This is a genomic window from Actinomadura craniellae (genome assembly GCF_003289645.1).
Taxonomy (GTDB): domain Bacteria; phylum Actinomycetota; class Actinomycetes; order Streptosporangiales; family Streptosporangiaceae; genus Actinomadura_D; species Actinomadura_D craniellae.
This window is the reverse complement of sequence record NZ_QLYX01000016.1, coordinates 99,365-119,699: the sequence shown is the minus strand read 5'-3', so window position 1 is coordinate 119,699 and position 20,335 is coordinate 99,365. Positions and strand designations below refer to the sequence as shown.

Genomic DNA, 20,335 nt, shown 5'->3' with positions numbered 1-20,335 from the left:
GCTTACATGTGCCCGGGCCCGGCCACCGTATCGGCACTGGACATCTGACCAGCGGCCCGCCTTCCTTCCGGGCCGCACCTTCGATACTCCGGCAACTCCTGCCGGGGCCCGGTCGTCTCACCTTGCGGAGACGGCGCCGGAACCCCGAGGCGACCGGCGGGCAGGGGGACGTTGTGACCCAGATGACAGACGAGGGTCCGTTCGGCGCGATCGGCAGGCACTGGCGGGCGGCCGTCGCCTGGGTGGCCGTCGGGTCGTGGGGGATCTGGGCGGTGTTCCGGCTGGTCGGCGCCGACCGGCTGCCCGGTATCGGGGTGCCCGCCGTCCCCCTGCTGGCGCTGACCCCGTACGTTGCCGCGGTGTCCCTGGTACCGGTGGGCTGCGCCCTGCTGCTGCGTCGGCGGCGGGCCGCCGCGGTGGGCGGGGCCGTCGCGCTGGCCCTGGCGGCGACCGTGCTGCCCCGGGCCTTCGGTCAGGCACAGCCCGCCGCGCACGGGCCGGAGTTGCGGGTGCTGACCGCCAACCTCTACTTCGGCCGGGCCTCCGCCGGCCAGCTGATCGACCTGGTCCGCCGGACCCGCCCCGACGTGCTCAGCCTGCAGGAGCTCACCCCCGACGCGGTGGAGGAGTACGACCGGGCCGGGCTGCGGCGGCTGCTGCCGCACACCGCGCTGGACGCCCGCTGGGGAGCGGGCGGCAGTGCGCTCTACGCGCGGTACCCCCTGACGTCGCTGCCCGACCCGGCCGGTGGCGACATGGCCATGCCCCGGGCCGCGTTCACGCTGCCCGGCGGCGTTCAGGTGGACGTGACGGCCGTGCACCCGCCGCCGCCGATCTCGACTCCGGGGGTCGCCGAGTGGCGGCGCGGCCTGGCGGCGCTGCCCGCCGCCGGTTCCAGCGGCCCGGTCCGCGTCCTGGCGGGCGACTTCAACGCCACCCTCGACCACGCGCGGTTCCGCGCTCTGCTGGACCGCGGCTACGCCGACGCCGCCGACCGGGCCGGGGCCGGGCTCGTCCCCACCTGGGGGCTGACCGGAATGATCCCGCTCACCATCGACCACGTGCTCGTCGACCGGCGCGCCGCGGTCCGCCGGGTCACGGTCCACGACCTCTCCGGCAGCGACCACCGGGCCGTCTTCGCCCACCTCGTCCTGCCCGGCTGAACCCGGAGCTGGCCGATACCGGTCAGCCGCCGCGAGTTCGGCAGACTGGGCGCATGGTCCACCTCGTTCCGGTCGACGATCCGGCCGACCCTCGCCTCGCCGACTTCGTCCGGCTGCGGGACGTGCAGCTGCGCAAGAGCCTGGAGGCCGAGCACGGCCTGTTCATCGCGGAGGGCGAGAAGGTGATCCGCCGGGCGGTCGGCGCGGGCTACCCGGTGCGGTCCTTCCTGATGGCCCGGCGCTGGGCCGAGCCGCTGGCCGACCTGCTCGCCGGGACCGGCGCACCGGTGTACGCGGCCGACGACGCCGTCCTGGAGAAGATCACCGGCTTCAACGTGCACCGGGGGGCGCTGGCGGCGCTGGACCGGCTGCCGCTCCCGCCGGTCGCCGAGGTGGTCGCGGGCGCCCGCCGCATCGTGGTCTGCGAGGACCTGGTCGACCACGGCAACGTCGGCGCCGTCTTCCGGTGCGCCGCCGCGCTCGGGGTGGACGCGGTCGTGCTCGCCCCCCGCTGTGCCGACCCGCTGTACCGGCGGGCGGTCAAGGTCTCGATGGGCGCGGTGTTCGCGGTGCCGTACGCACGGATGACCGACTGGTACGGCGGCCTGGGCACGCTGCGCGAGCAGGGCTTCCGGCTGCTGGCCCTGACCCCCGCCGCCGACGCGGTGCCGCTCGACGAACTCGACCTGACCGGGCGCTGCGCGCTGCTGCTGGGCACCGAGGGCGACGGCCTGTCGGACCGCTGGCAGAAGGAAGCCGACCAGGCCGTCCGGATCCCGATGGACGCCACCGCCCTCGACCGCGGCGTCGACTCCCTCAACGTCGTCGCCGCGGCGGCCATCGCCTGCTACGCCCTCACCCGCTGAGCCCACCCACCCGCCGCCGGCAACGTGATCCTTCAGCATCCAGGGCGCCCTGGATGCTGAAGGATCACCTGATGAGAGCACGTGCGTCCGTGATCCTTCAGCTTTCGAGGCGTCATGGCGCACCGGATGCTGAAGGATCAGCGGTGGGGGACGCTCGGGTCAGCGGCGGCGGGGGCGGCGGCCCAGGCGGAGTTCGACCAGGAGCAGGGAGCAGGTCAGCAGGAGGACCGCCAGCCAGGCCGCCTGGGTGCTGGCCAGCCGCTCGAAGGTGATCTCCTGCGGGGCCGGGCCGGAGTCGGCGCGCAGCGTGCTGGCCGGGAGGTTCATCGGCTGGGACGGAGCCACCTGGGGGGAGGGCAGCGCGATGGGCGGCGCGGCGGACGTGCTGCTCGGCAGGCTCACCGTGTCGCTGAGATCCGTCGGCGTGTTCGTGGAGAAGCCGTCGTCGCCGCCCGAACCTCCGGAGCCGCCGCTGCTCGAGCCGCCAGAGCCGCCCGAACTGGCCGGGCTGGGGGTCGGCGTCGGGGTCGGCGTGGCGGTCGGGGTCGGCTTGGGCGTCGGTTTGACGGTGGGCGTGGGGGTGGGCGTCGGCGTCGGCTTCGGGAGCGGTGTCACGGTGAACGTGGCCGTGCCGGTCACCGGCTCGGTGAGCTCGCCGTCGGCCACGACCGTGAGGGTCAGGTCGGCGGCCGTGGAGAGGTTTTCGGGGGTGGACACGACCACCGGGGTGATCTCGACGCCCTTCTCGTCCAGGCCGGTCAGCACGCAGGAGCCGTCCTCCGCCGGATCCTGGGGGCACTTCCAGGTCACCGAGGCGGGCGTGGTGACGGTGATCTTCACCGTGGTGGGGCCGGGCTCGCCCAGCGTGGCGGCGATCTTCACGCTCAGGGACTTGGCCTCGCCGGCGGGCCAGCTTCCCTGGTCGGGCGTCACGCCCACCGTCAGCGTGGGGGCTGTGGGGGGATCGGTGGTGGGGTCCGCATGGGCCGCCGCGAGCGGTGCCAGCGCCAGCGCCGACACCGCGCCCAGGCCTATGAAGATCGGGGTCCCCGATCGGAAGAGCACGCCCCCACACCTCCGTCGCATCGCCGTTGAGCGTTCGGCCCGTACCGGTACCCCGGCATTGGGCACGAAATCATGCGAACACGGAGAAGACGGTGGAATCAACCATGGCGCGCGTTCTAATTATCACGCTCATATGAATTCTTCGCGGAGGTTCTGCACTTCGCTCTGTGGTGCCCACGCCTGCCACACCCCATGGTCGACGTGCTCCAGCTCCAACCGCTCGGCGACCGGCGCCCGTCCGCCCAGGTACTCCACCCGCAACCAGGTGTCGTGCTCGCCGACCACGGTGAACTGCTCCCCCTGCCAGGTGCAGGTGGTGCGCAGGTAGCGCAGGCTCTCCACCTCGTCCGGCGGGATCAGCCTGCGATGGCGGCCGGGCCGGACCTCCTCGAAACCCTCGGCGGGCTCGGCCGAGTACAGCCGGACGGTGCCATCGGCCCCCGGGCTGGCCTCGTAGTCGACGCCGCGCCAGCGGGCGACGTAACCGTCCCGGCTCACCGGGCGTCCTGCGCGTCGTCGTCGGCCCGCACCCAGACCAGCCGGTCAGGGTCGTACATCGCGACGTACCGCTCCGACCGGTCGCGGCTCAGGTGGTACATCTCCGCCCCGTACGGCAGCCGGGCGCTGTCGACCTTGTACTCGCGGATCGAGCCCGCGCTGCCCGGGGCGAACCCGCTGCCCTGGAACGGCGGGCGCTCGATCACCCAGCCGGCGTCCCCCCAGCCCGCCAGCTCCTCCTCGCTCCGCCCGCCGAACGGGATGCGGTACAGGTCCGGGCAGTACGCCGGCCAGCGGATCACGTAGACCCCCTCGTCGTCGGACGAGAACGGCGACCCCTCGTAGAGCAGGCCCAGCGCCGCGTAGAGCTGGGCGGGGGTGTGCAGGTCGGTCACCTCGGCGACCGGGTGCACGAACCCGCCGACCCGGTCATAGGCCTGCTCCAGGTACCAGCTCACATGCTCGTGCGGCAGCACCTTCTGCATGACGGTCGGCGGCGGCGCGGGCTCGCCACCGGGATCCGCCGGGCGCGGCTCCGGGACCGACCCGGCGGGCCGGTGGGTGGGCACACCGCCCGGATGGACGGCGGGCTCGGCGGCCGGGGTCAGCCCGACCCGCACGGCCCACTCGCTCAGCGCCCTGACCTGGTCGCCGCCCAGCGAGGCGCCGATCCGGGTGCCGGGGTTCAGCAGCATCGCCCAGTCGGTCCGGGGCCAGGTCCCGATCAGCTCCCGGAAGTCGGCGTACACGAACCGGGACGCGGGCAGCACCTCGCGCAGCCGCACCAGCGAGGTGAACACCTGCACCGAGGAGGAGTCGCGCAGCGCGGCGTCCCAGCGGAACTCCGGCTGGGTGGGCATGACCTCCAGCGGGGCGTCTGCCGGGATCGGAACCAGCACGTTCGCGGCGAAGAGCACCTGGAGGAACGCGTCGGTGTCGCCGGACAGGGCCGCCTCGTACAGCTCCTGGTCGATCCGGTTGCCCGGCTCGAAGTCCGGCTCCCCGGCGGCCGGCTCCTCCGCGGGCCGGGCGGCGGCAGCGGGCCTGTCCGCCGGCCGGTCGGCGGCGGGTTTATGCGCGGGCCTGTCCGCGGGCCGGTCGGCGGGCGCGGCCTCGGCGGCACCGGTCAGCGCGCTCACCTGGTCGCCCGGCACGGTCATCCCGATCGGCGTCCCCGGGTTGATCGCCAGCGCCCAGCTCCGGTCGGGCCAGGACGCGACGGCGTCCAGGAACGCCGGCATGACGAACCGGGACGGGCCGATCGCCTCGTGCATCCACCTGGGCGAGGTGAAGACCTGGATCGACAGCCTGCCCTGCAGGGGGACGGGCCGCCAGGGGAAGTCGGCGTCGTCGGGCCGGATGCCCCAGGGCGTCTCGGGCTCGGTCGGCACGAGCACCTGGGCGGTCCGCAGGACGTCGAAGAAGGCCACGGTGTCGTGCCGGGCGGAGGCGTCCAGCAGCCGCTGCTCGATCTCGTTCTGCGGCTCGAAGCGCTCGGCCAACTGGTCGGCCACCCGCTGCTCGGCCCAGGCCGCCAGCTGGGACAGCTCATCGCCGGGCAGGCTCAGCTCGCTTTCCGCACCGGGGTTGATCACCGGGGTCCACCGCGGGTCGGGCCAGTACCGCACCACGGTGGAGAGCGGGAACGCCAGGAAGTCGTTGGAACCGATCGCCTCGCGCAGCCGCTCCGGCGAGGTGAACAGCGGGAGCACGACGACGTCGTCCATCTCCGCCGTCATCCACGGGAAGTTCGGCCGGCCGGGCCGCACCGCGTAGTCCGTCTCCGGCGGGATCGGGATCAGCACCTCGATGTCGGCGAGCAGGCCGAAGGCCGTTTCGAGGTCGTCCAGCACGGCGGCCTCGGCGAGCCTGCGCTCCACCTCGCCGGCCGTGCCGGCCGGCTCTTCCCCGCCACCCTGCTCCCCGGCGGCGCGATCGGGCTCCGGCACGGGACCCCGGCCGGTCGGGCGGGGACCGGGCGCGGCGGCCAGCCCGTTCGGGCTCGTGGGCGCGGCGACGCCCGGCGGGAGGAGCCCGTTCAGCTCGGCGGCCGCCCCCTCGCCGGCAGGGCCGGTGCTGCCCGGCGCGCCCCGCCCGGCCGGAGCCGGATCACCGGGACGGGCCGGTGTCGCGGGCGAGGGCCCGGCCGGAGCCGCACCGCCAGGGCGGGACGGTGCGTCGCTCCCGGCCGGCGGTGCGAGGGCGCCGGCGGCCCCCTGGGGTGCGGGGCCGGGAGGCGGCGGGAGGTCCGGCCGGTCCTGGGCGGCGGGGCCGTGCGGTGGGACGTCCGGCAGCGGGAGCCCGGAGTCGGCTGCGGGGGAGCCCGGCCGGCCCGGGGTGGCCGGGCCGTGCGGCGGGGCGGCGGGGCCGCTCGGGGCGCCGGGGGCGGGCGGAACCGGGACGGCGGCTCCCGCGCCGCCCGGGGCTGGAGCCGTGTGCTCGGGTCCTGCCGGGGCGGCCGTGCCCGGCTCCGGGGAGCCGGGTGCCGGGGAACGGTGCGGGGCGGCCGCCGGCCCACCGGCCGGAGTCCGGCCGGCGGTGTCGGAGTCACGAAGGGGCGGAGCACCGGGCACCGCGGGTTCGGCCGGCACCGCGCCGGACCCGCCCGGCAGGTGCGGACCGGCCGATGCGCCGGCGGCGGGCTGCTCCGTTCCGCCGCCGGGAAGCGCATGGCCGCCGGAGGACCGCGCACCGGTCCCGCCGGGCCGCACAGGGAGATCAGGAACGGGCGTGCCGCCGGTGGACGTCTCGGGCCCGCCCACGGGCGGCACGAGACCACCGGCGGCGGCCGGCGTGCCCGGCGCCGGAGAGGGGACCGTCGAACCGTCGCCGGGCCGGACGGGGCCGTCGAGCGGCGTGGCGCCGGGAGCGACGGTGCCGCCGGGCGGCGTGGCGCCGACGCCGGAAGGCGCGGTGCCCCCAGAGGGCGTGGCGCCACCGGAAGGCGCGCCGACGCCGGAGGGCGCGGTCGCACCGGAAGGGGTGGTAGGGCCGGAAGGCGCGGCGGGGCCGGGAGGCGCGGCGGTGTCAGAGGGCGCGGTGGGGCCGGGGGGCGGGGTGGCGCCGAGGGTCGTTGCGGGGGCGGCGGGGAGGCCGGGAGCGGTTGCGTTCCGGTCGCCGGGGGCGCCGGGCTCGGCGCGGGGCGTCGGGGGCTCGGGCAGGGGCGGCCGGGGTGTGGGGGCCGCCAGGTCGCGGGTGCCGGTCAGGCCGGGGACGGCCGCCGTGGCGACGGCCTCCGATCCGGCGGGGCGTGAGCCGCCCTGCGCCGCGGGGCCGTCCGCCCGGGCGGGGGCGCCGGGCGAGGGCCGGTCGTGCCGGCCGGGCTGCGGGGAGCCGCCGGGACGGGGGGCGGGGATCGCCCTCTCTCCGGCATGCCCGGCCGCCGTGGATTCCACCGGCGGAGCCGGGGGGTGCGGCGCGTCCGGCAGGGGGCCCGGGAGCGCGGCGGACCCGTCCGTGCGGGGGTGTGCCTCCGGTGCCGTCCGGCGCGGCCCGTCCGGTATGCCGGGGCCGGCCACCGGCGGGACGTCCGCGGGTGCCGGGCCGGCCATGGGCGCCTCGGCGGGGCGGGTGGTGCGGAGGGCCGCCTGGGCCTCCCCGGGCACGGGCAGGGGGGCCCGGTCGTGCAGGGAGGCGGAGGGGACGAGCGGGGCCGCCGGGGCGGTGGGCCGCGGGCCCTCGGCCGGCGGGACGCCGGGCGTCGTGGGGGCGAGCGGATCGCCGCTTCCGGGCAGACCCGGTCCGGGAGCCGGTTCGGCGGCCGCATCCCGCCCGGGGGCCGGGCCGGGTGCGGTGGGCGGCGGCGCGGGCTCCGGCGGGCGGGCGCGGCGGGCTCGGCGTCCGCGGGGGGCGGGTTCCCCGATCAGCGCGCCGCCCGGGGCGGCTCCCGGCATACCTGCCCGGCCGGCCTGGGGCGGCTGGGTGTCGCCGGCGGCGATCTGCTGGACGAACCAGCCGGGCAGCAGGCCCTGCAGGAGCAGTTCCATGTCGATCGCCAGCCACCAGCGAAGCTCCGGCCAGCCGGTCGCGAGTTCGGTGAACCGCAGCGTGACGAAGTGCTCCTGCGCCGGGCCGAGGGACAGGCGCATGGCCTCGGGCGAGGTGAAGGCCAGCACGTGGGTGCGCCCGCCTTCTTCCCGGGTGGGCCAGGTCAGGGGGATGCGGCCGGACAGCACGCCCGCGACGGCGTCCGCGGCGACGGGCAGGATCAGCTCGCTCTGCGAGAGGAGCCGGAAGTAGGCCTCCTGGTCCCCGGACTGCAGCGCGTCGAGCATCCGGCGTTCGAGATCGCTCGCGGGCTGCCACGCGTCGGCCACGTTCGCCACCCCTTGTGCTCAGCTCGCCTCGTAGGTTCCCCTGAGGCGGTTGCGGACCCGACTACGCTACACGGGCGAACCGTCATAAAACTGTCAGGCCGGTGATGGATGATCGTCCCCCGGGCGCCCGCGCGGGCCGGTGCGATCGGACCCGATCGCCATGCCTGTGCGGGTCGTGCGATCGCCGGTCCGCCGCGTTCCCGGGCCGGCCTCCGGACAGCGTAGGCGCCCCGCGCCGCGCGTTCCACCCGTCCAACGTGATTGCCGTTGCGGTGAACCAATGCTGTCCGGTGCGCGATCATATGAGGTGCTTACGGGGTTCATCCGGGAGGATTTAATGGGAAATGTCACGGGGATTGTCCTTGCCGGAACCTGTGCGACGCTGCTCCTCACCGGCTGCGGGCTGATCGGCGGCGGTAACAAGGACACCATCTGCCAGCAGGCGACCGTGGCGTTCGACCGGTTCGCGAGCTCCGTACGCAGTGCCCCCCCGACGGACAAGGCCCGGTGGAAGCAGTCGGCCGACGCCTTCGCCGCCCGGATGGACGCGCTCGCCGGCCAGGCCGAGGACGCCAAGCTGAAGAAGGCCCTCCAGGACGAGTCGGCGGACGCCCGCACCGCCGGGAGCGCCCTGGCCACCGGCGACGCGGCTCCGTTGCAGCGGCTCGTCACCGCCACCCCGGCGCGCGTCGGCGCCGCCTGCGCCTGAGCGCCCCGGCCGGGCACGGCTAGGGGGCGTACGGCCAGTCCTCCGCGGGCTCGCCGGGGTCGTACGGGTCGTCGGGGAACGGCGGCCGGGTCGGCAGGGAGGGCCGCTCGGTGGGGAACTCCGGCGGCGGGGACGGCTCGGGCGGCTCCACCGGCGACTCCGGGCCTTCGGTGGGCGGCCCGGGCCGTTCGGAGGGTGAACTGCTCGGCGACTGCGGCGGGCCGCCCAGGTAAACGGACGGCGAGCCGAACTCCTTGACCGGAATGTCCTTGATGGCCACGGCCTCGCCCATGTACGACCGCCAGATCTGCGCCGGCAGCACCCCGCCATAGATGGAGTAACCGGGGATCTCCAGCGGCTTGTTGTCGACCCGGAAGATGCCCACCGAGGTGGCGAGCTGCGGAATGTAGCCGTTGAACCAGATCGCCCGCCCCTGGACGCCGGTGCCGGTCTTGCCCGCGACGGGCCGCCCGTCCGGCAGGTTCGCGGCGGTGCCCGTGCCGCCCTGGACGACCTGCGCCATGGCGTAGGTGGCGTCCCGGGCCACCCGGGAGTCGAAGACCCGCACCCGCTTCTCGCTGAACTTCTGGACGTTCCCGTCAGGCCGCTCGACCCGTTTCACCACGTACGGCCGGCGGAACGCGCCCTCGGCGGCGAACGCGGCGTACGCGCCCGCCTGCTGGGCCGGGCTGACCGCGGTGACACCGAGCGACAGGGTGGGCGCGGTGTCGCCGCCGTTGGCGGTGAGCTGCTTGCGCGGGATGCCCAGGCTCTCGGCCATGTCGGTGACCTTGTCGAGGCCGACCTTGAGGCCGAGGTTGACGTACGCGGTGTTGACCGAGTTCTGGGTGGCGCCGACCAGGTTCAGCATCCCGTAGCTGGTGCCGCTGTCGTTCTGGATGCGGGCGCCGTTGAAGTACTGCGGCGAGCCGCCGTTGACGACGGTGCTGAGCCCGTATCCGGCGTCCAGGGCCGCGGCCAGCACGAACGGCTTGAAGCCCGAGGCGGCCTGCGCCCGCGACCCGAAGGAACTGCTGAGCTGCCGGTCGAGGTAGTCGCGCCCGCCGTACATGGCCACCACCTGGCCGGTGCCCGGGTCGACCGAGACCAGCCCGGTGAGCACGTTCTTGTCGGTCTTGTCCGGCAGGATGGACTTCACGGCGTCGCCGGCCGCGTCCATCAGCCGCTTGTCGAAGGTGGTGACGATCTTCAGCCCGGCCCGGTTGATCTCGTCCTCGCTGAAGCCGCGGCGCTCGATCAGCTCCTTGCGGGCGATGTTGACCATGTAGCCGACCTGGCCCCTGAGGATGTCGTGGTTGGACTGGCGCACCGGGACGGGGAACTTCATCGCCGCGGCGTCGGCCTCGGTGAGCACGCCCGCCTGCACCATCCCGGTGACCACGGTCCGCCACCGCTGCTCGGCGTAGGGCCGCCGCTCGCCGGCGGCGTCGGCGAACTCGGTGGGCCGCTGGATGGCCGCGGCGAGGAACGCGCCCTGCGCGGGGGTCAGGTCGCCGACGTCCTTGCGGTAGTAGGCCTTGGCGGCGGCCTGGATGCCGTAGGAGTCGCGGCCGAAGTAGATGGTGTTGAGGTACTGCTCCAGGATCCAGTCCTTGGACTTCTCCCGGCCGACCTTCAGCGAGACCATGACCTCCTTCACCTTGCGGGTGAGGGAGCGCTCCTGGCTGAGGCCGCTGTAGTAGTTGCGGACCATCTGCTGGGTGATGGTCGAGCCGCCCTGCACCTGCTCGCCGGAGACGGTCGACCAGAAGGCGCGGGCCGTGCCCCGCACCGACACGCCGGGGTCCTCGTAGAAGGTGCGGTTCTCGGTGGCGATCACCGCGTCGCGGATGTGCCGGGGCACCTCGGCGAGCGGCACGGCGTCGCGGTTCACCCCGGTCTTGGCGATGGGCGTCTTGCCGTCGGCGTAGTAGAAGACCGGCCCCTGCGCCTTCGCCTTGGCCTGCGGCGAGGGGATGGGCGTGAACAGGTAGGCGACGGCGAAGATCGCGACGACGAGGCCGAGGAAGGCGAGTAAGCCGAGCCCGAACCGGCGGGCGAGCCTGACCCGCCGTGACCCCACGGCGGGAGGTCTCTCCCTCTCGGAATCCGGTTCCGGCTCATGATCCTCGGAACCGATGTCGCTGCTGCTCACACGCCCCCCGTGATGTGTTCGTTACAGACCCTACCCGAGGCGGTTCACCCTCTAGAGGACGGCCACGGATACGTCTCGGTTGACGGTTACCCCCTGGTAATCGAAGGAATCATGGAACGCCGACGGCGGGGCACCGGACCCGGTGCCCCGCCGTCGGTAAGGCCGTATCAGGCGGGTTCGGCTCGCCTTCACCTCCGCGAACCGCCCGCCCCTCCCTGGCTCAGGCGGGCATCGCCCCCAGGATGTCGACCACGAACACCAGGGTGTCGGTGCCCTTGATCCCGGCCTGCGGGTTGCCTTCCTTGCCGTACCCGTCCCCGGGCGGGATGACGAGCAGCACCCGGCTGCCGACCTTCTTGCCGACCAGGCCGTTGTCCCAGCCCTTCACCACCTTGCCGACGCCGATCGGGAAGGTCGCGAACTCGCCGCGCTGCCAGCTGGAGTCGAAGACCTTGCCGCCCTTCCAGATGCGCCCCTCGTAGTGGGCGACCAGCGTCTGGCCCTTGGCGACCACCGGGCCGGTGCCCTCGATCAGGACCCGGGACTCCAGCTTGCCGGGCGGATCGGCGTCGGGCACGGTCACCTTGGGCGCCTCACCGGCCTTCTTCGGCTTGGTGACCTCGGGCAGGTCCGGGTCGGACAGCTTCTTCTCGGTGCCGGACACCGCCGCGCCCTTCGGGACGGCACCCACCACGTCCATCACGAACACCAGCGTGTCGGTGGGGGCCACGTTGAGCTGCGGGTTGCCCTCCTTACCGAAGGCGTCGGCGGGCGGCAGCTCCATGATCAGCCGGCTGCCCGCGGTCTTCCCGAGCAGGGCCTTGTCGATGCCCTTCACGCCGCTCTTGCCCACCACCATGTTGGTGGCCTCGCCGCCCTGCTCGTAGGTGGAGCCCAGCTTCTCGTGGACGCTCTTGTCGCCACGCTTGTCCGCGCCGTCCTTGCCCCACTTGAAGAAGATGAACTTCACGTAGGCCGAGTCGCCGTTGGCGAGCTTGTGCCCCTTGCCCACGACGGGCGCGGACACCTTGAACCCGGTGGGCAGGGCCTTCTTGGGGATCTCGACCTTGGGCTCCTTGCCGAACGCCCCGCTCGCCTCGATCACCGGGGCGGGCCGGGTCACCATGTACGTGGTGCCCGCCGCCACGGCGAGGATCACAACGAGCACCCCGGCGGCCGTGAGGCGGCGCCGCTTCTTGGCCTGGGCGGCGGTCATGCCGGAGGGCCGGTAGCCGCCACCGCGCTTGGAGTTGATCCCGTGGGGGGTGAACTCCGAGCGTCCGATGTTCTTCGCGGCCGGCAGCTTCGCCTTCACCACCGGTTTGCCGCGGGGCTTGTCATCCTCAGACATGTTCCTCACTTGTTTCCGGCTCGACGACACGACGGGGGCCCTGCACAGCCTTGCACCCTCGACCTAAGCTCGCCGTGAAATCGGGGCAAGGCAGACCGTCCCGGAAATCTACCGGCACCGCCGGGGTCCGCACACCGCGGCCAAGTCTCGTGCCCCGCACCCCCCGCTGTCACGCCCGCAGTTCACAGCGCGCGGTAGAAGTCGAGATGCGCCCGCGCCGCCGCGGTCCAGGTGTGCCGGGCGGCGAGCGCCCGGCCCGCCGCCCGGCGGGCCGGATCGGGCACCGTCAGCGCCTCGCGCAGCCGCGCGGCCAGCGCGGGCGCGTCGCCGCCGTACCGGGCGGCCGGACCGAAGACCTCGCGGAAGACCGGCAGGTCGCGGACGACCAGCGGGGTCCCGGCGGCCAGCGCCTCCAGCGCGGCCATCCCGAACCCCTCCTTGACGGACGGGAAGGCGAACGCCGCCGCCCCGGCGACCAGGGCGGGCAGTTCGTCGTGTCCGACCGGGCCCAGCACCAGCGGATCGGCGTCCAGCTCGGCGGCCCGGCGCTCCCACCGGGCGCGGTAGTCGCGGTAGTCGAACAGGGTTTCGCCGCCGGCGATCACCAGCCGGACCCCGGGCAGCCCGGCCCGCAGCAGCGCGTACGCCTCCAGCAGGTCCAGCGAGCCCTTGCGCGGCTCGATGCCGCCCACCGTCAGCACGTACCGCCCGTACCGGGTGCTCTTCGGCGCTCCGGCGAACCGTTCGGCGTCCACCCCGTTGGGGATCACCGTCGCGGTGATCCCCCAGCCCGCGGCCAGCTCCGCCGCGACGGCGGCGGACACGCAGATATGGGCGAACGGGGTGACGACGGCCCGCTCGTGGCAGGCGGCGAGCTCCGGGGTGGTGAACGCGTCGAGGTGGTGCACGGTCCGCACGCACCGGTCCACCGCGTTGGCGCTGATGCAGTCCTGGGCGTGCACCACGTCGTACCCGCCCGGGTCGAACGCGGCGCGCAGCGCCGCGATCGAGCGCAGCACCCGGCCGCCCACGTCCTCGCCGGGCCGGTCCGGGAACGGGACGACGCGCAGCCGGACGGCCGGGTCCACCGGCCGGAAGAACCCGGTGTCGCCGCCCCGGCCCAAAGTCCACACCGTGACGTCCTGCCCCAGCCCGGCCAGCGCCTCGGCCAGGGCGAGGGTGTGCACCACCCCGCCGCGCGGCCGGGTGGAGTAGCTCAGCAGGGCGATCCTCACCAGGGCCTCACCGGGCCGTCCCGTAGGCGTCGGGGCGGCGCTCGCGCAGGTGCCCGAGCACCCGGCGGGCGCGGGCGACCTCCGCGCCGACGTCGATCTCCGCCACCGCCAGCCCGGCCTTGGCCCAGGTCCGGGCCAGGACGTCCCCGCCGGGGCCGACGACCTTGGCCTGGCCGAGGAAGCGCATCCCGCCCAGGGTGCCGGTCTGGTTCGCCGAGGCCAGCACCACCTGGTTCTCGGCGGCCCGCGCCCGGTCGTACAGGTCGAACAGCCGCGCCTGCCGGTCCTGCGCCATCCGGGGCGCCCGGTTGGTGACACTGGTCGGCCACGCCGACAGGCAGGCCAGGATCTCGGCGCCGTCCAGGGCGAGGGCCCGGGCCGACTCGGGGAAGGTCTTGTCGTAGTCGATCATCATGCCGAGCCGGCCGACCGGGGTGTCGAACGCCGCGAACCGGTCGCCCGCGGCGTAGGCGACGGCCTCCCCGGCGGGCAGGTGCACCTTGCGGTGCCGGCCGAGCACGCCGTCGCCGCTGACGCAGACGGCGGCGTTGTAGCGGTCGGCGCCCGCCGCCTCGCAGTAGCCGAGGCAGACCACCATCTCCCCGGCCAGCGCCGCCACCCGCAGCAGCAGCGGGTCGTCGGCGGGCAGCGCCGGGGGCAGCGCCTCCGGGTCGGGCCGGCGCAGGTCGGCGAGGTAGCCGCCCAGCGCCGCGTCCGGCAGGACCAGCAGGGCCACCCCCGCCTGCCGGGCGTCGGAGATCAGCTTGGCGATCCGCCGCAGGTCGAAGTCCAGGTCGCGGCCGAAGTGCGCGGCGGCGGCCGCGATCCGGATCATCCGGCGGGCACCGGCCTGCCGTAGGCGTCCGGCCGCCGGTCGCGCAGGTGCCCCATCGACCGGCGGGCCGTGGCCAGGGCGGCGGGCACGTCCAGCTCGGCGACGGCCATGCCGCCGTCGGTGCCGGTCCGGGCCAGTACCTCGCCGCCGGGCCCGACGACCTTGGCGCTGCCCACGAACCGCAGCGAGCCGAAGGAACCCGACTGGTTGGCCGACAGCCAGACGATCTGGTTCTCCAGCGCCCGGGCCCGGTCGAACAGGTCGAACCGGTGGGTCCACCGGTCGTCGGCCAGGTCGGCGGCCGGCCGGGTGCGGCTGGCCGGCCACGCCGAGACGCAGACCGCGATCTCGGCGCCGTCCAGGGCGAGGGCCCGGGCCGACTCGGGGAACGCCTTGTCGTAGCAGATCATCATGCCGAGCCGGCCGACCGGGGTGTCGAACGCCGCGAACCGGTCACCCGCGGCGAACGACGCGTCCTCCCCGAGCGGCTGGTGGACCTTGCGGTGCCGGCCGAGCACGCCGTCGCCGCTGACGCAGACGGCGGCGTTGTAGCGGTCGGCGCCCGCCGCCTCGCAGTAGCCCGCGCAGATCACCATCTCCCCGGCCAGGGCCGCCAGCCGGCGGATCTCCGGCCCGGCCGGATCGAGCGGCGGCGGCCCCTCGTCGGCGGAGCCGCCGTCCAGGCTCGCCAGGTAGCCGCCCAGGCACGCCTCGGGCAGCGCGAGCAGCCGCACGCCGACCTGCCGGGCCCGGGCGACCAGCTCCGCGATCCGGACGAGGTCCGCCTCCAGGTCCCGGCCGAACGGGGCGGCGACCGCGGCCATCCGCAGCGCGCTCATGCCGTCCCCAGCCCGGTCACGCCGCCGGCGACGGCCTCGGTCAGCTCGCCGTCCGGCCAGCGCAGCAGCACGCCCGAGCCGGCGGTCAGCTCGCCGCACTCGGCCCCCACCGCGGGGCCGCCCGGGAGCCGCGGCCCGCCCGCCGTGATCATGGCGAAGCCGGGGAAGCAGGTCAGCCAGTCGCCCATGCTGGCCGCGGCGGGCCGGGGCACCCGGTCCACGTCGAGGACGGCCGCGCAGCCGCTCGCCTCGGCCAGCATCCCGAGGGTGCCGGCGATCCCGGCCATGGACACGTCCTTGGCCGCGGCGGGCCGGGCCCGCGCGACCGAACCCAGCATCCCGCGCAGCTCGGGGGCGCTCCGCCCGGTGGTGGAGTCCCACTGCCGGCCGGCGTACCCGCGCCGCCAGCCGCCCGCCAGGTCGGCGGTCACCCGCACCCGGTTACCGGGCCGGCCGCCGCCGCCCGGGATCGGGTCGGCGGTGCGCCCCAGCGCGGTCACCGCCAGCGACGCCGGCACGCCGAGCTGGGTGTGACCGCCGAGGACCGGCACCCCGTACGCCTCGCTCGCCCGGCGCAGCCCGGCGAGCACCCGGCCGGCGAACGAGCGGTCCCGGGCGCCCAGCGCGTCCAGCAGCCCGACCGGCTCGGCGCCCATTGCGGCCAGGTCGTTGACGTTGACCAGGACCGAGCACCAGCCCGCCCACTCGGGATCGCGCTCCACCATCGACGGGAGGATCGCGTCGCAGGCGGCGACGAGGTCGCTGTCGGGCACCGGGGCGCCGTCGTCGCCGACGAACCCCGCCCCGCCGGGCGCCAGCCCCCGCAGCAGCGGGCCCAGCCCGCTCTTGGTGGCGGCGGCCTGGGCGGCGATCCGGCCGATCGGCCAGCGCATCAGCAGGTGCGGCCGGCCGGCGACCGGCACGGGCCGGACCCGGCGCCAGCCCAGCCGGGCGAACAGCCGCTCGTACCGCAGCTGGACGGTCGCCTCGAAGCGCAGCGCGCCCGCCTGCTCGGCCCGGGCGCAGGCCGCCCGGATCAGGGCCGGCGCGACGCCCTGGGCGCCCCGCGCGGCCGGATGGACGACCAGCCGCCCGCCCGCCCACCAGCCCAGGTCCGGGCCCTCGCCGACCGGGCCGAGCCGGACGCCGCCCACCACGGTGCCGCCGCGGTCCCGGGCGAGCAGGACGACCGTGCGGGGGTCGCGGTCGCGCTCGTCCCGGTCGGAGCGCTCGAAGAGCCGCTGCTCCTCGACGAACACCCGGGTGCGCAGGGCGTGGTAGGCCGCCAGGTCGGCGGGGCGCTCGGCCGCCTCGACCCGCAGCGCGGGCCGGCGGCGCAACGTGTTGCGGTCGCCCAGCAGGGCGAGGGTGTCCTCCATCTTGATCATCCTCCCGCGGCCCGGAGCGCGCTGCACGCGCCACAGGCCGCACAGCCCGCGCCCTGCGCGGCACCGGTCATGCCCGCCCGGGCCAGCAGCGCGGCCACCCGCCCGGTCACCTCGCGGACCAGCGCCGGGGCGGGGCCGGGCACCCCGTCGCGGCGGGCCAGCGAACCCACCAGCGGCCGGAACGGGACCACGAACGGGTACACGCCCCGTTCGATCAGCCGGCCCGCGCCCGCGACCAGCTCGTCAGGGTCCTCGCCGAGCCCGATCAGCAGGTAGGTGGAGACGCGGTTACGGCCGAACACGCGGACGGCCTCGTCCCACGCCTCCGCGTAGCGTTCCAGCGGTACGGTCGCCTTGCCGGGGGTCCACCGCCGGCGCAATTCCTCGTCCAGGGTCTCGACGTGGATGCCGATCGCGGTGGCGCCCGCCCGGCGCAACTCGCTGATCCAGCCGAGGTCGGCCGGGGGCTCGCACTGCACCTGGACGGGCAGCCCGGGCACGGCCGCCAGCACGGCCCGCACCGACCGGGCCAGCACCCGGGCGCCCCGGTCGGGGCCGTGGGTGGTGCCGGTGGTCAGCACCATCTGCCGCACCCTGTCCAGCCGGACCGCCGCCGCGGCCACCTCGGCGAGCTGGTCGGGCGTCTTGGCCGCCACGGTGGAACCCGCGCGCAGCGACTCCTCGACGGTGCAGAACCGGCAGCGGTCGGGCTCGGCGTACCGGACGCAGGTCTGCACCACGGTGGTGGCCAGCACGTCCGCCCCGTGCAGCCGGGCGATCTTCTCGTAGGGGACGCCGTCGGCGGTGGCCAGGTCGTAGAAACGGGGCCGCCGCACCGGCTGCACGGCGAGCCCGGTGTCGGCCCCGCCGCGCCACAGCCGGCCGTCGCGCACCTCGAAGGGGCTGCCGGGGTCGACCGGGAGCGCGGCGCCGGCACCGTCGAGCACGAGGTGGCCGTCGTCGCTGGGGCCCGCCCCGCCGTGCCGGTGGACCGGGACGGTCGATCTGATGCCCCGGACGGCGACCTCCGCCCTGATGTCGAGCCGCCCGTCGGTGCCAGCGCTCACGGGGACCCCCTCAGAACATGTAGGTGGAGTTGATGATGGCGCCCTTGCGGGCGTAGTGGATCAGCGCGTCCTGCACGTCCAGCGGGTGCGTGGGGATGACGCCCTCGATCAGGTCCTCCTCGCGCGCGCCGTGCAGCGAGAGGCCGAACCGGCAGCAGTAGACCTTGCCGCCCTCGGAGATGAACGTGGCCAGCGAGTTGTTGATGTTGTGCTCGCCGGGGAAGGCGGAGTTCCCGGTGGTGGGGAAGCCCCGGGTGGCCAGGCAGTTGAGCGAGCCGGGCCCGTAGAAGTAGATCGCCGACTCGAATCCCTTCCGCAGCGCCCGGGTGGCCTGGAGGATCGCCACGAAGCTGACGGACGACTCGTGCGCGATGCCGTGCACCAGCGTGAAGTACGTCTCGCCGTCCTCGGCCTGGTAGTCGGGGAAGACCTTGGTGCCGCCGTAGATGCTGGACCCCTCCGGCAGCGAGGGGTGCGGTACCTCGGTGAGGCTCTGCTTCTCCAGGTCGGTGAGCTCGGTCATCTCTGCGCTCCTTGATCGTTCAGTCGTACAGTTCTTCGAAGTTGCCGCGGAAGACGCGGCCGGCCAGTTCGGGGTCGCCGACGGCCGCGCGCAACCGCGCGTGCTCCCCGGCGTGGTCGCCCCAGGGCTCGTCGCTGGCGAACAGCACCCGGTCGTGGCCCAGCCCGCGCCGTTCGATCTCGGTGGCCAGCCAGCGCGGGGCGAACCCGATCGCCCAGGACAGGTCGGTGTAGACGCGCTTGCCGGCGGCGATCCAGTCGAAGAACCGGCCGCCGGCCAGCTTGATGTGGCCGCTCATCCCGCCGCCGAAGTGCACCAGGTGGATCCGCGTCCCGTCGCCGTACCGCTCGACCAGGTCACCGACCCGGTCGATGTCGGAGGCGGCGCCGGGGGAGGTGTGGACGTGCACGGTCAGGTCGTGCGCGCGGGCGGCGGCGAAGATCCGGTCGAGGGCGGGCCGGCAGCCCGCGTCGTCGGGGCGCCCGCCGAGCAGGAAGCTGAGCTTGAGCGCGCGCACGCCCCGCTCCGCGACCAGGCCCAGCGCGTGCTCGGTGCGGGCGGCGTCCTCCGGCCGGGGCGAGACCCACAGCCCCGCGCGGACCCGGTCGTCGGCGCCGGCGGCCTCCACGACCAGGTCGTTGAAGCCGAAGGCGACCGCCGGGTCGGGGACGCCGTAGTTGGGCAGCACCAGGGCGCGCTCGACGCCCTGCTCGTCCAGGTCCTTCAGCAGTTCGGCGACGGTGCCGCGGGCGGTCGTGTCGGGGTGGACCGGCGGGCCGCCGTAGAACGGGTGGGCGGGGAGCCGGCCCAGGTGCCGGTGCGCGTCGAAGTGCATGTCACGTCCCCAGCAGTTCGGGATGGACGCGGTAGTCGGCGTGGATCCGGTAGCGCGGCTCCTCCGGGGCGGCGCCGCGCAGCAGCGCGGCCAGGTGCTCGGCGTCCCGCCCCACCCCGGAGAACCGGCCCGAACCCCAGGTGTGCTGCCAGGGCAGGCCCAGGAAGTACAGCCCCGGGAAAGAGGTCACCCCGCGGTGGTGGACGGGGTAGCCGGTGCCGTCGAAGACCGGCACGCGCAGCCAGGAGTGGTCGCGGCGGAACCCGGTGCACCAGACCACCGCGGAGATCCTGTCCAGGGGTGGGGACCCCGGTTCCGCCGGGGGGTGCCAGACCGGGACGTAGCGGTCCTCCGCGGGGGCCTGCCGCCCCGTGTCGGCGATGAACGCGTCGATGGCGTCCTTGATGCTCTCGCTCACCCGGTCGGCGTGGTCGAGGTCGGCGGCCAGGCCGTCGCCGCACCTCAGACCGTCCGGTTCGATCCCGGCGAGCCGCCCGTACAGCCGCATACCGGTACGGGCCAGGGCGCGCAGGTCGATGTCGCGCCCGCCGTCCCGGCCGGTGACGTAGTGGTTGGCGCGGGCCCGCACCGCGTCGTGGTCGTCGAACTCGTCGATGCCGCGGTCGTAGTAGCCCATCAGGTCGAGCCAGGCGACGACGTCCCGACCGCGGTAGCGGCGGGCCACCCGCGGGGCGCTCCCCACGCACAGGTGCACGGCGCGGCCGGCCAGGTGCAGGTCCTCGGCGATCTGGCAGCCCGACTGGCCGGTGCCCACGACCAGCACGTCGCCGGGCGGCAGGGCGCCCGGGTTGCGGTACTCCGCGGAGTGCAACTGCCGGATCCGGGCCGGCAGCCGCTCGGCCGCCCGGGGGATCACCGGCCGCTGGTACGGGCCGGCGGCCACCACCACCCGGTTCGCGGTCAGCGTGCCGCGGTCGGTCCGGACCAGGAACCGGTCACCGTCGGCGCGCACCTCGGTGACGGTGACGCCCTCCAGGACCGGGGGGTCGAACGAGGCCGCGTACCCCTCCAGGTAGCGGACGATCTCGTCGCGTCCCATGAAGCCGTCAGGGTCCTCGCCCTGGTAGGGGAAGCCCGGAAGCCGGCACTGCCAGTTGGGGGTGACCAGGCAGAACGTGTCCCAGCGGCGCTCGCGCCACTCGGCGGCGATCAGGTCGCGCTCCAGCACCACGTGATCGAGGCCGTCGCGCCGCAGGCAGTGGCTCATCGCCAGGCCCGCCTGCCCGCCGCCGATCACGACCACGTCGTGGCGGGCCCCCGCGGGGATCACCGAAGCCGCCTCTGGGGCACCCGGACCTCCTGGTGAGAGCCCTGAACCTGATATCCACAGTCCATTCATCGGCGGTTTCCCGATGGTTTCATCCGGAACAAACGCCGGTTACCGCGATCCGCCGCGGATTGCTGCGAGATGTCGGGCAGCTCACGTAATGTCCGCACGGGTCACAGCGGCGTCGCCCCGGCGGCAGGCC

General features: G+C 75.0%; 16 protein-coding genes. 3 read left to right on the top strand and 13 right to left on the bottom strand.

The window, feature by feature from the left end; genetic code table 11:
- The first annotated feature begins 182 nt into the window (after positions 1–182).
- Together DPM19_RS28305 and DPM19_RS28300 are read left to right on the top strand one after the other, a co-directional pair.
- Positions 183–1,163 carry an endonuclease/exonuclease/phosphatase family protein gene (locus tag DPM19_RS28305; protein WP_111871175.1) on the top strand — a complete coding sequence of 327 codons (981 nt, stop codon included), beginning with the start codon at positions 183–185 and terminating at the stop codon, positions 1,161–1,163.
- Positions 1,164–1,216: 53 nt separating this feature from the next.
- The gene (locus DPM19_RS28300; protein ID WP_111871106.1) at positions 1,217–2,029 is read left to right on the top strand and encodes a TrmH family RNA methyltransferase; all 813 of its coding nucleotides are present in this window, start codon (positions 1,217–1,219) and stop codon (positions 2,027–2,029) included.
- A 159-nt stretch (positions 2,030–2,188) separates the two neighbouring features.
- Here DPM19_RS28300 and DPM19_RS28295 read toward each other — a convergent pair whose 3' ends face one another.
- From DPM19_RS28295 to DPM19_RS28285, 3 genes are all read right to left on the bottom strand, one after another.
- Positions 2,189–3,094, bottom strand: coding sequence for a hypothetical protein (locus DPM19_RS28295; RefSeq protein WP_111871105.1), 906 nt, complete (start codon positions 3,092–3,094; stop codon positions 2,189–2,191).
- 129 nt (positions 3,095–3,223) lie between these two features.
- Complete coding sequence (locus DPM19_RS28290) at positions 3,224–3,592, bottom strand: hypothetical protein (RefSeq protein ID WP_111871104.1); 369 nt, start codon at positions 3,590–3,592, stop codon at positions 3,224–3,226.
- Positions 3,589–7,908, bottom strand: a complete 4,320-nt coding sequence (locus DPM19_RS28285) for an SseB family protein (RefSeq protein ID WP_146779018.1) — start codon at positions 7,906–7,908, stop codon at positions 3,589–3,591. The genes DPM19_RS28290 and DPM19_RS28285 overlap by 4 nt, the downstream gene beginning before the upstream one ends.
- Before the next feature lie 337 nt (positions 7,909–8,245).
- Between DPM19_RS28285 and DPM19_RS28280 the strand changes: the two genes are divergently transcribed.
- Positions 8,246–8,617: a hypothetical protein gene (locus DPM19_RS28280; RefSeq protein ID WP_111871102.1), complete on the top strand. Its 372-nt coding sequence runs from the start codon at positions 8,246–8,248 to the stop codon at positions 8,615–8,617.
- Positions 8,618–8,636: 19 nt separating this feature from the next.
- Here DPM19_RS28280 and DPM19_RS28275 read toward each other — a convergent pair whose 3' ends face one another.
- The 10 genes from DPM19_RS28275 to DPM19_RS28230 form a co-directional block, all read right to left on the bottom strand.
- The gene (locus tag DPM19_RS28275) at positions 8,637–10,700 is read right to left on the bottom strand and encodes a transglycosylase domain-containing protein (protein ID WP_158566921.1); all 2,064 of its coding nucleotides are present in this window, start codon (positions 10,698–10,700) and stop codon (positions 8,637–8,639) included.
- 292 nt (positions 10,701–10,992) lie between these two features.
- Positions 10,993–12,123: an FKBP-type peptidyl-prolyl cis-trans isomerase gene (locus tag DPM19_RS28270; RefSeq protein ID WP_111871100.1), complete on the bottom strand. Its 1,131-nt coding sequence runs from the start codon at positions 12,121–12,123 to the stop codon at positions 10,993–10,995.
- Positions 12,124–12,305: 182 nt separating this feature from the next.
- Complete coding sequence (locus DPM19_RS28265; protein ID WP_111871099.1) at positions 12,306–13,358, bottom strand: MSMEG_0565 family glycosyltransferase; 1,053 nt, start codon at positions 13,356–13,358, stop codon at positions 12,306–12,308.
- 7 nt (positions 13,359–13,365) lie between these two features.
- Positions 13,366–14,193, bottom strand: coding sequence for a carbon-nitrogen hydrolase family protein (locus tag DPM19_RS28260; protein WP_111871098.1), 828 nt, complete (start codon positions 14,191–14,193; stop codon positions 13,366–13,368).
- Positions 14,190–15,032 (bottom strand): carbon-nitrogen hydrolase family protein, encoded by an 843-nt coding sequence (locus tag DPM19_RS28255; protein ID WP_111871097.1) that lies wholly within the window; start codon positions 15,030–15,032, stop codon positions 14,190–14,192. The genes DPM19_RS28260 and DPM19_RS28255 overlap by 4 nt, the downstream gene beginning before the upstream one ends.
- Positions 15,029–16,411, bottom strand: a complete 1,383-nt coding sequence (locus tag DPM19_RS28250) for an MSMEG_0567/sll0787 family protein (protein ID WP_111871174.1) — start codon at positions 16,409–16,411, stop codon at positions 15,029–15,031. Before DPM19_RS28250 ends, DPM19_RS28255 begins: the two co-directional genes overlap by 4 nt.
- 5 nt (positions 16,412–16,416) lie before the next feature.
- Entirely contained in the window at positions 16,417–17,487 is a 1,071-nt protein-coding gene (locus DPM19_RS28245) for an MSMEG_0568 family radical SAM protein (RefSeq protein WP_111871096.1), read from the bottom strand.
- A 10-nt stretch (positions 17,488–17,497) separates the two neighbouring features.
- Positions 17,498–18,010 carry an MSMEG_0572/Sll0783 family nitrogen starvation response protein gene (locus DPM19_RS28240; RefSeq protein ID WP_111871095.1) on the bottom strand — a complete coding sequence of 171 codons (513 nt, stop codon included), beginning with the start codon at positions 18,008–18,010 and terminating at the stop codon, positions 17,498–17,500.
- A gap of 19 nt (positions 18,011–18,029) precedes the next feature.
- Positions 18,030–18,845: an amidohydrolase family protein gene (locus DPM19_RS28235; protein WP_111871094.1), complete on the bottom strand. Its 816-nt coding sequence runs from the start codon at positions 18,843–18,845 to the stop codon at positions 18,030–18,032.
- Between the two features lies 1 nt (position 18,846).
- Entirely contained in the window at positions 18,847–20,136 is a 1,290-nt protein-coding gene (locus DPM19_RS28230) for an MSMEG_0569 family flavin-dependent oxidoreductase (protein ID WP_233510841.1), read from the bottom strand.
- Between the last annotated feature and the right edge of the window lie 199 nt (positions 20,137–20,335).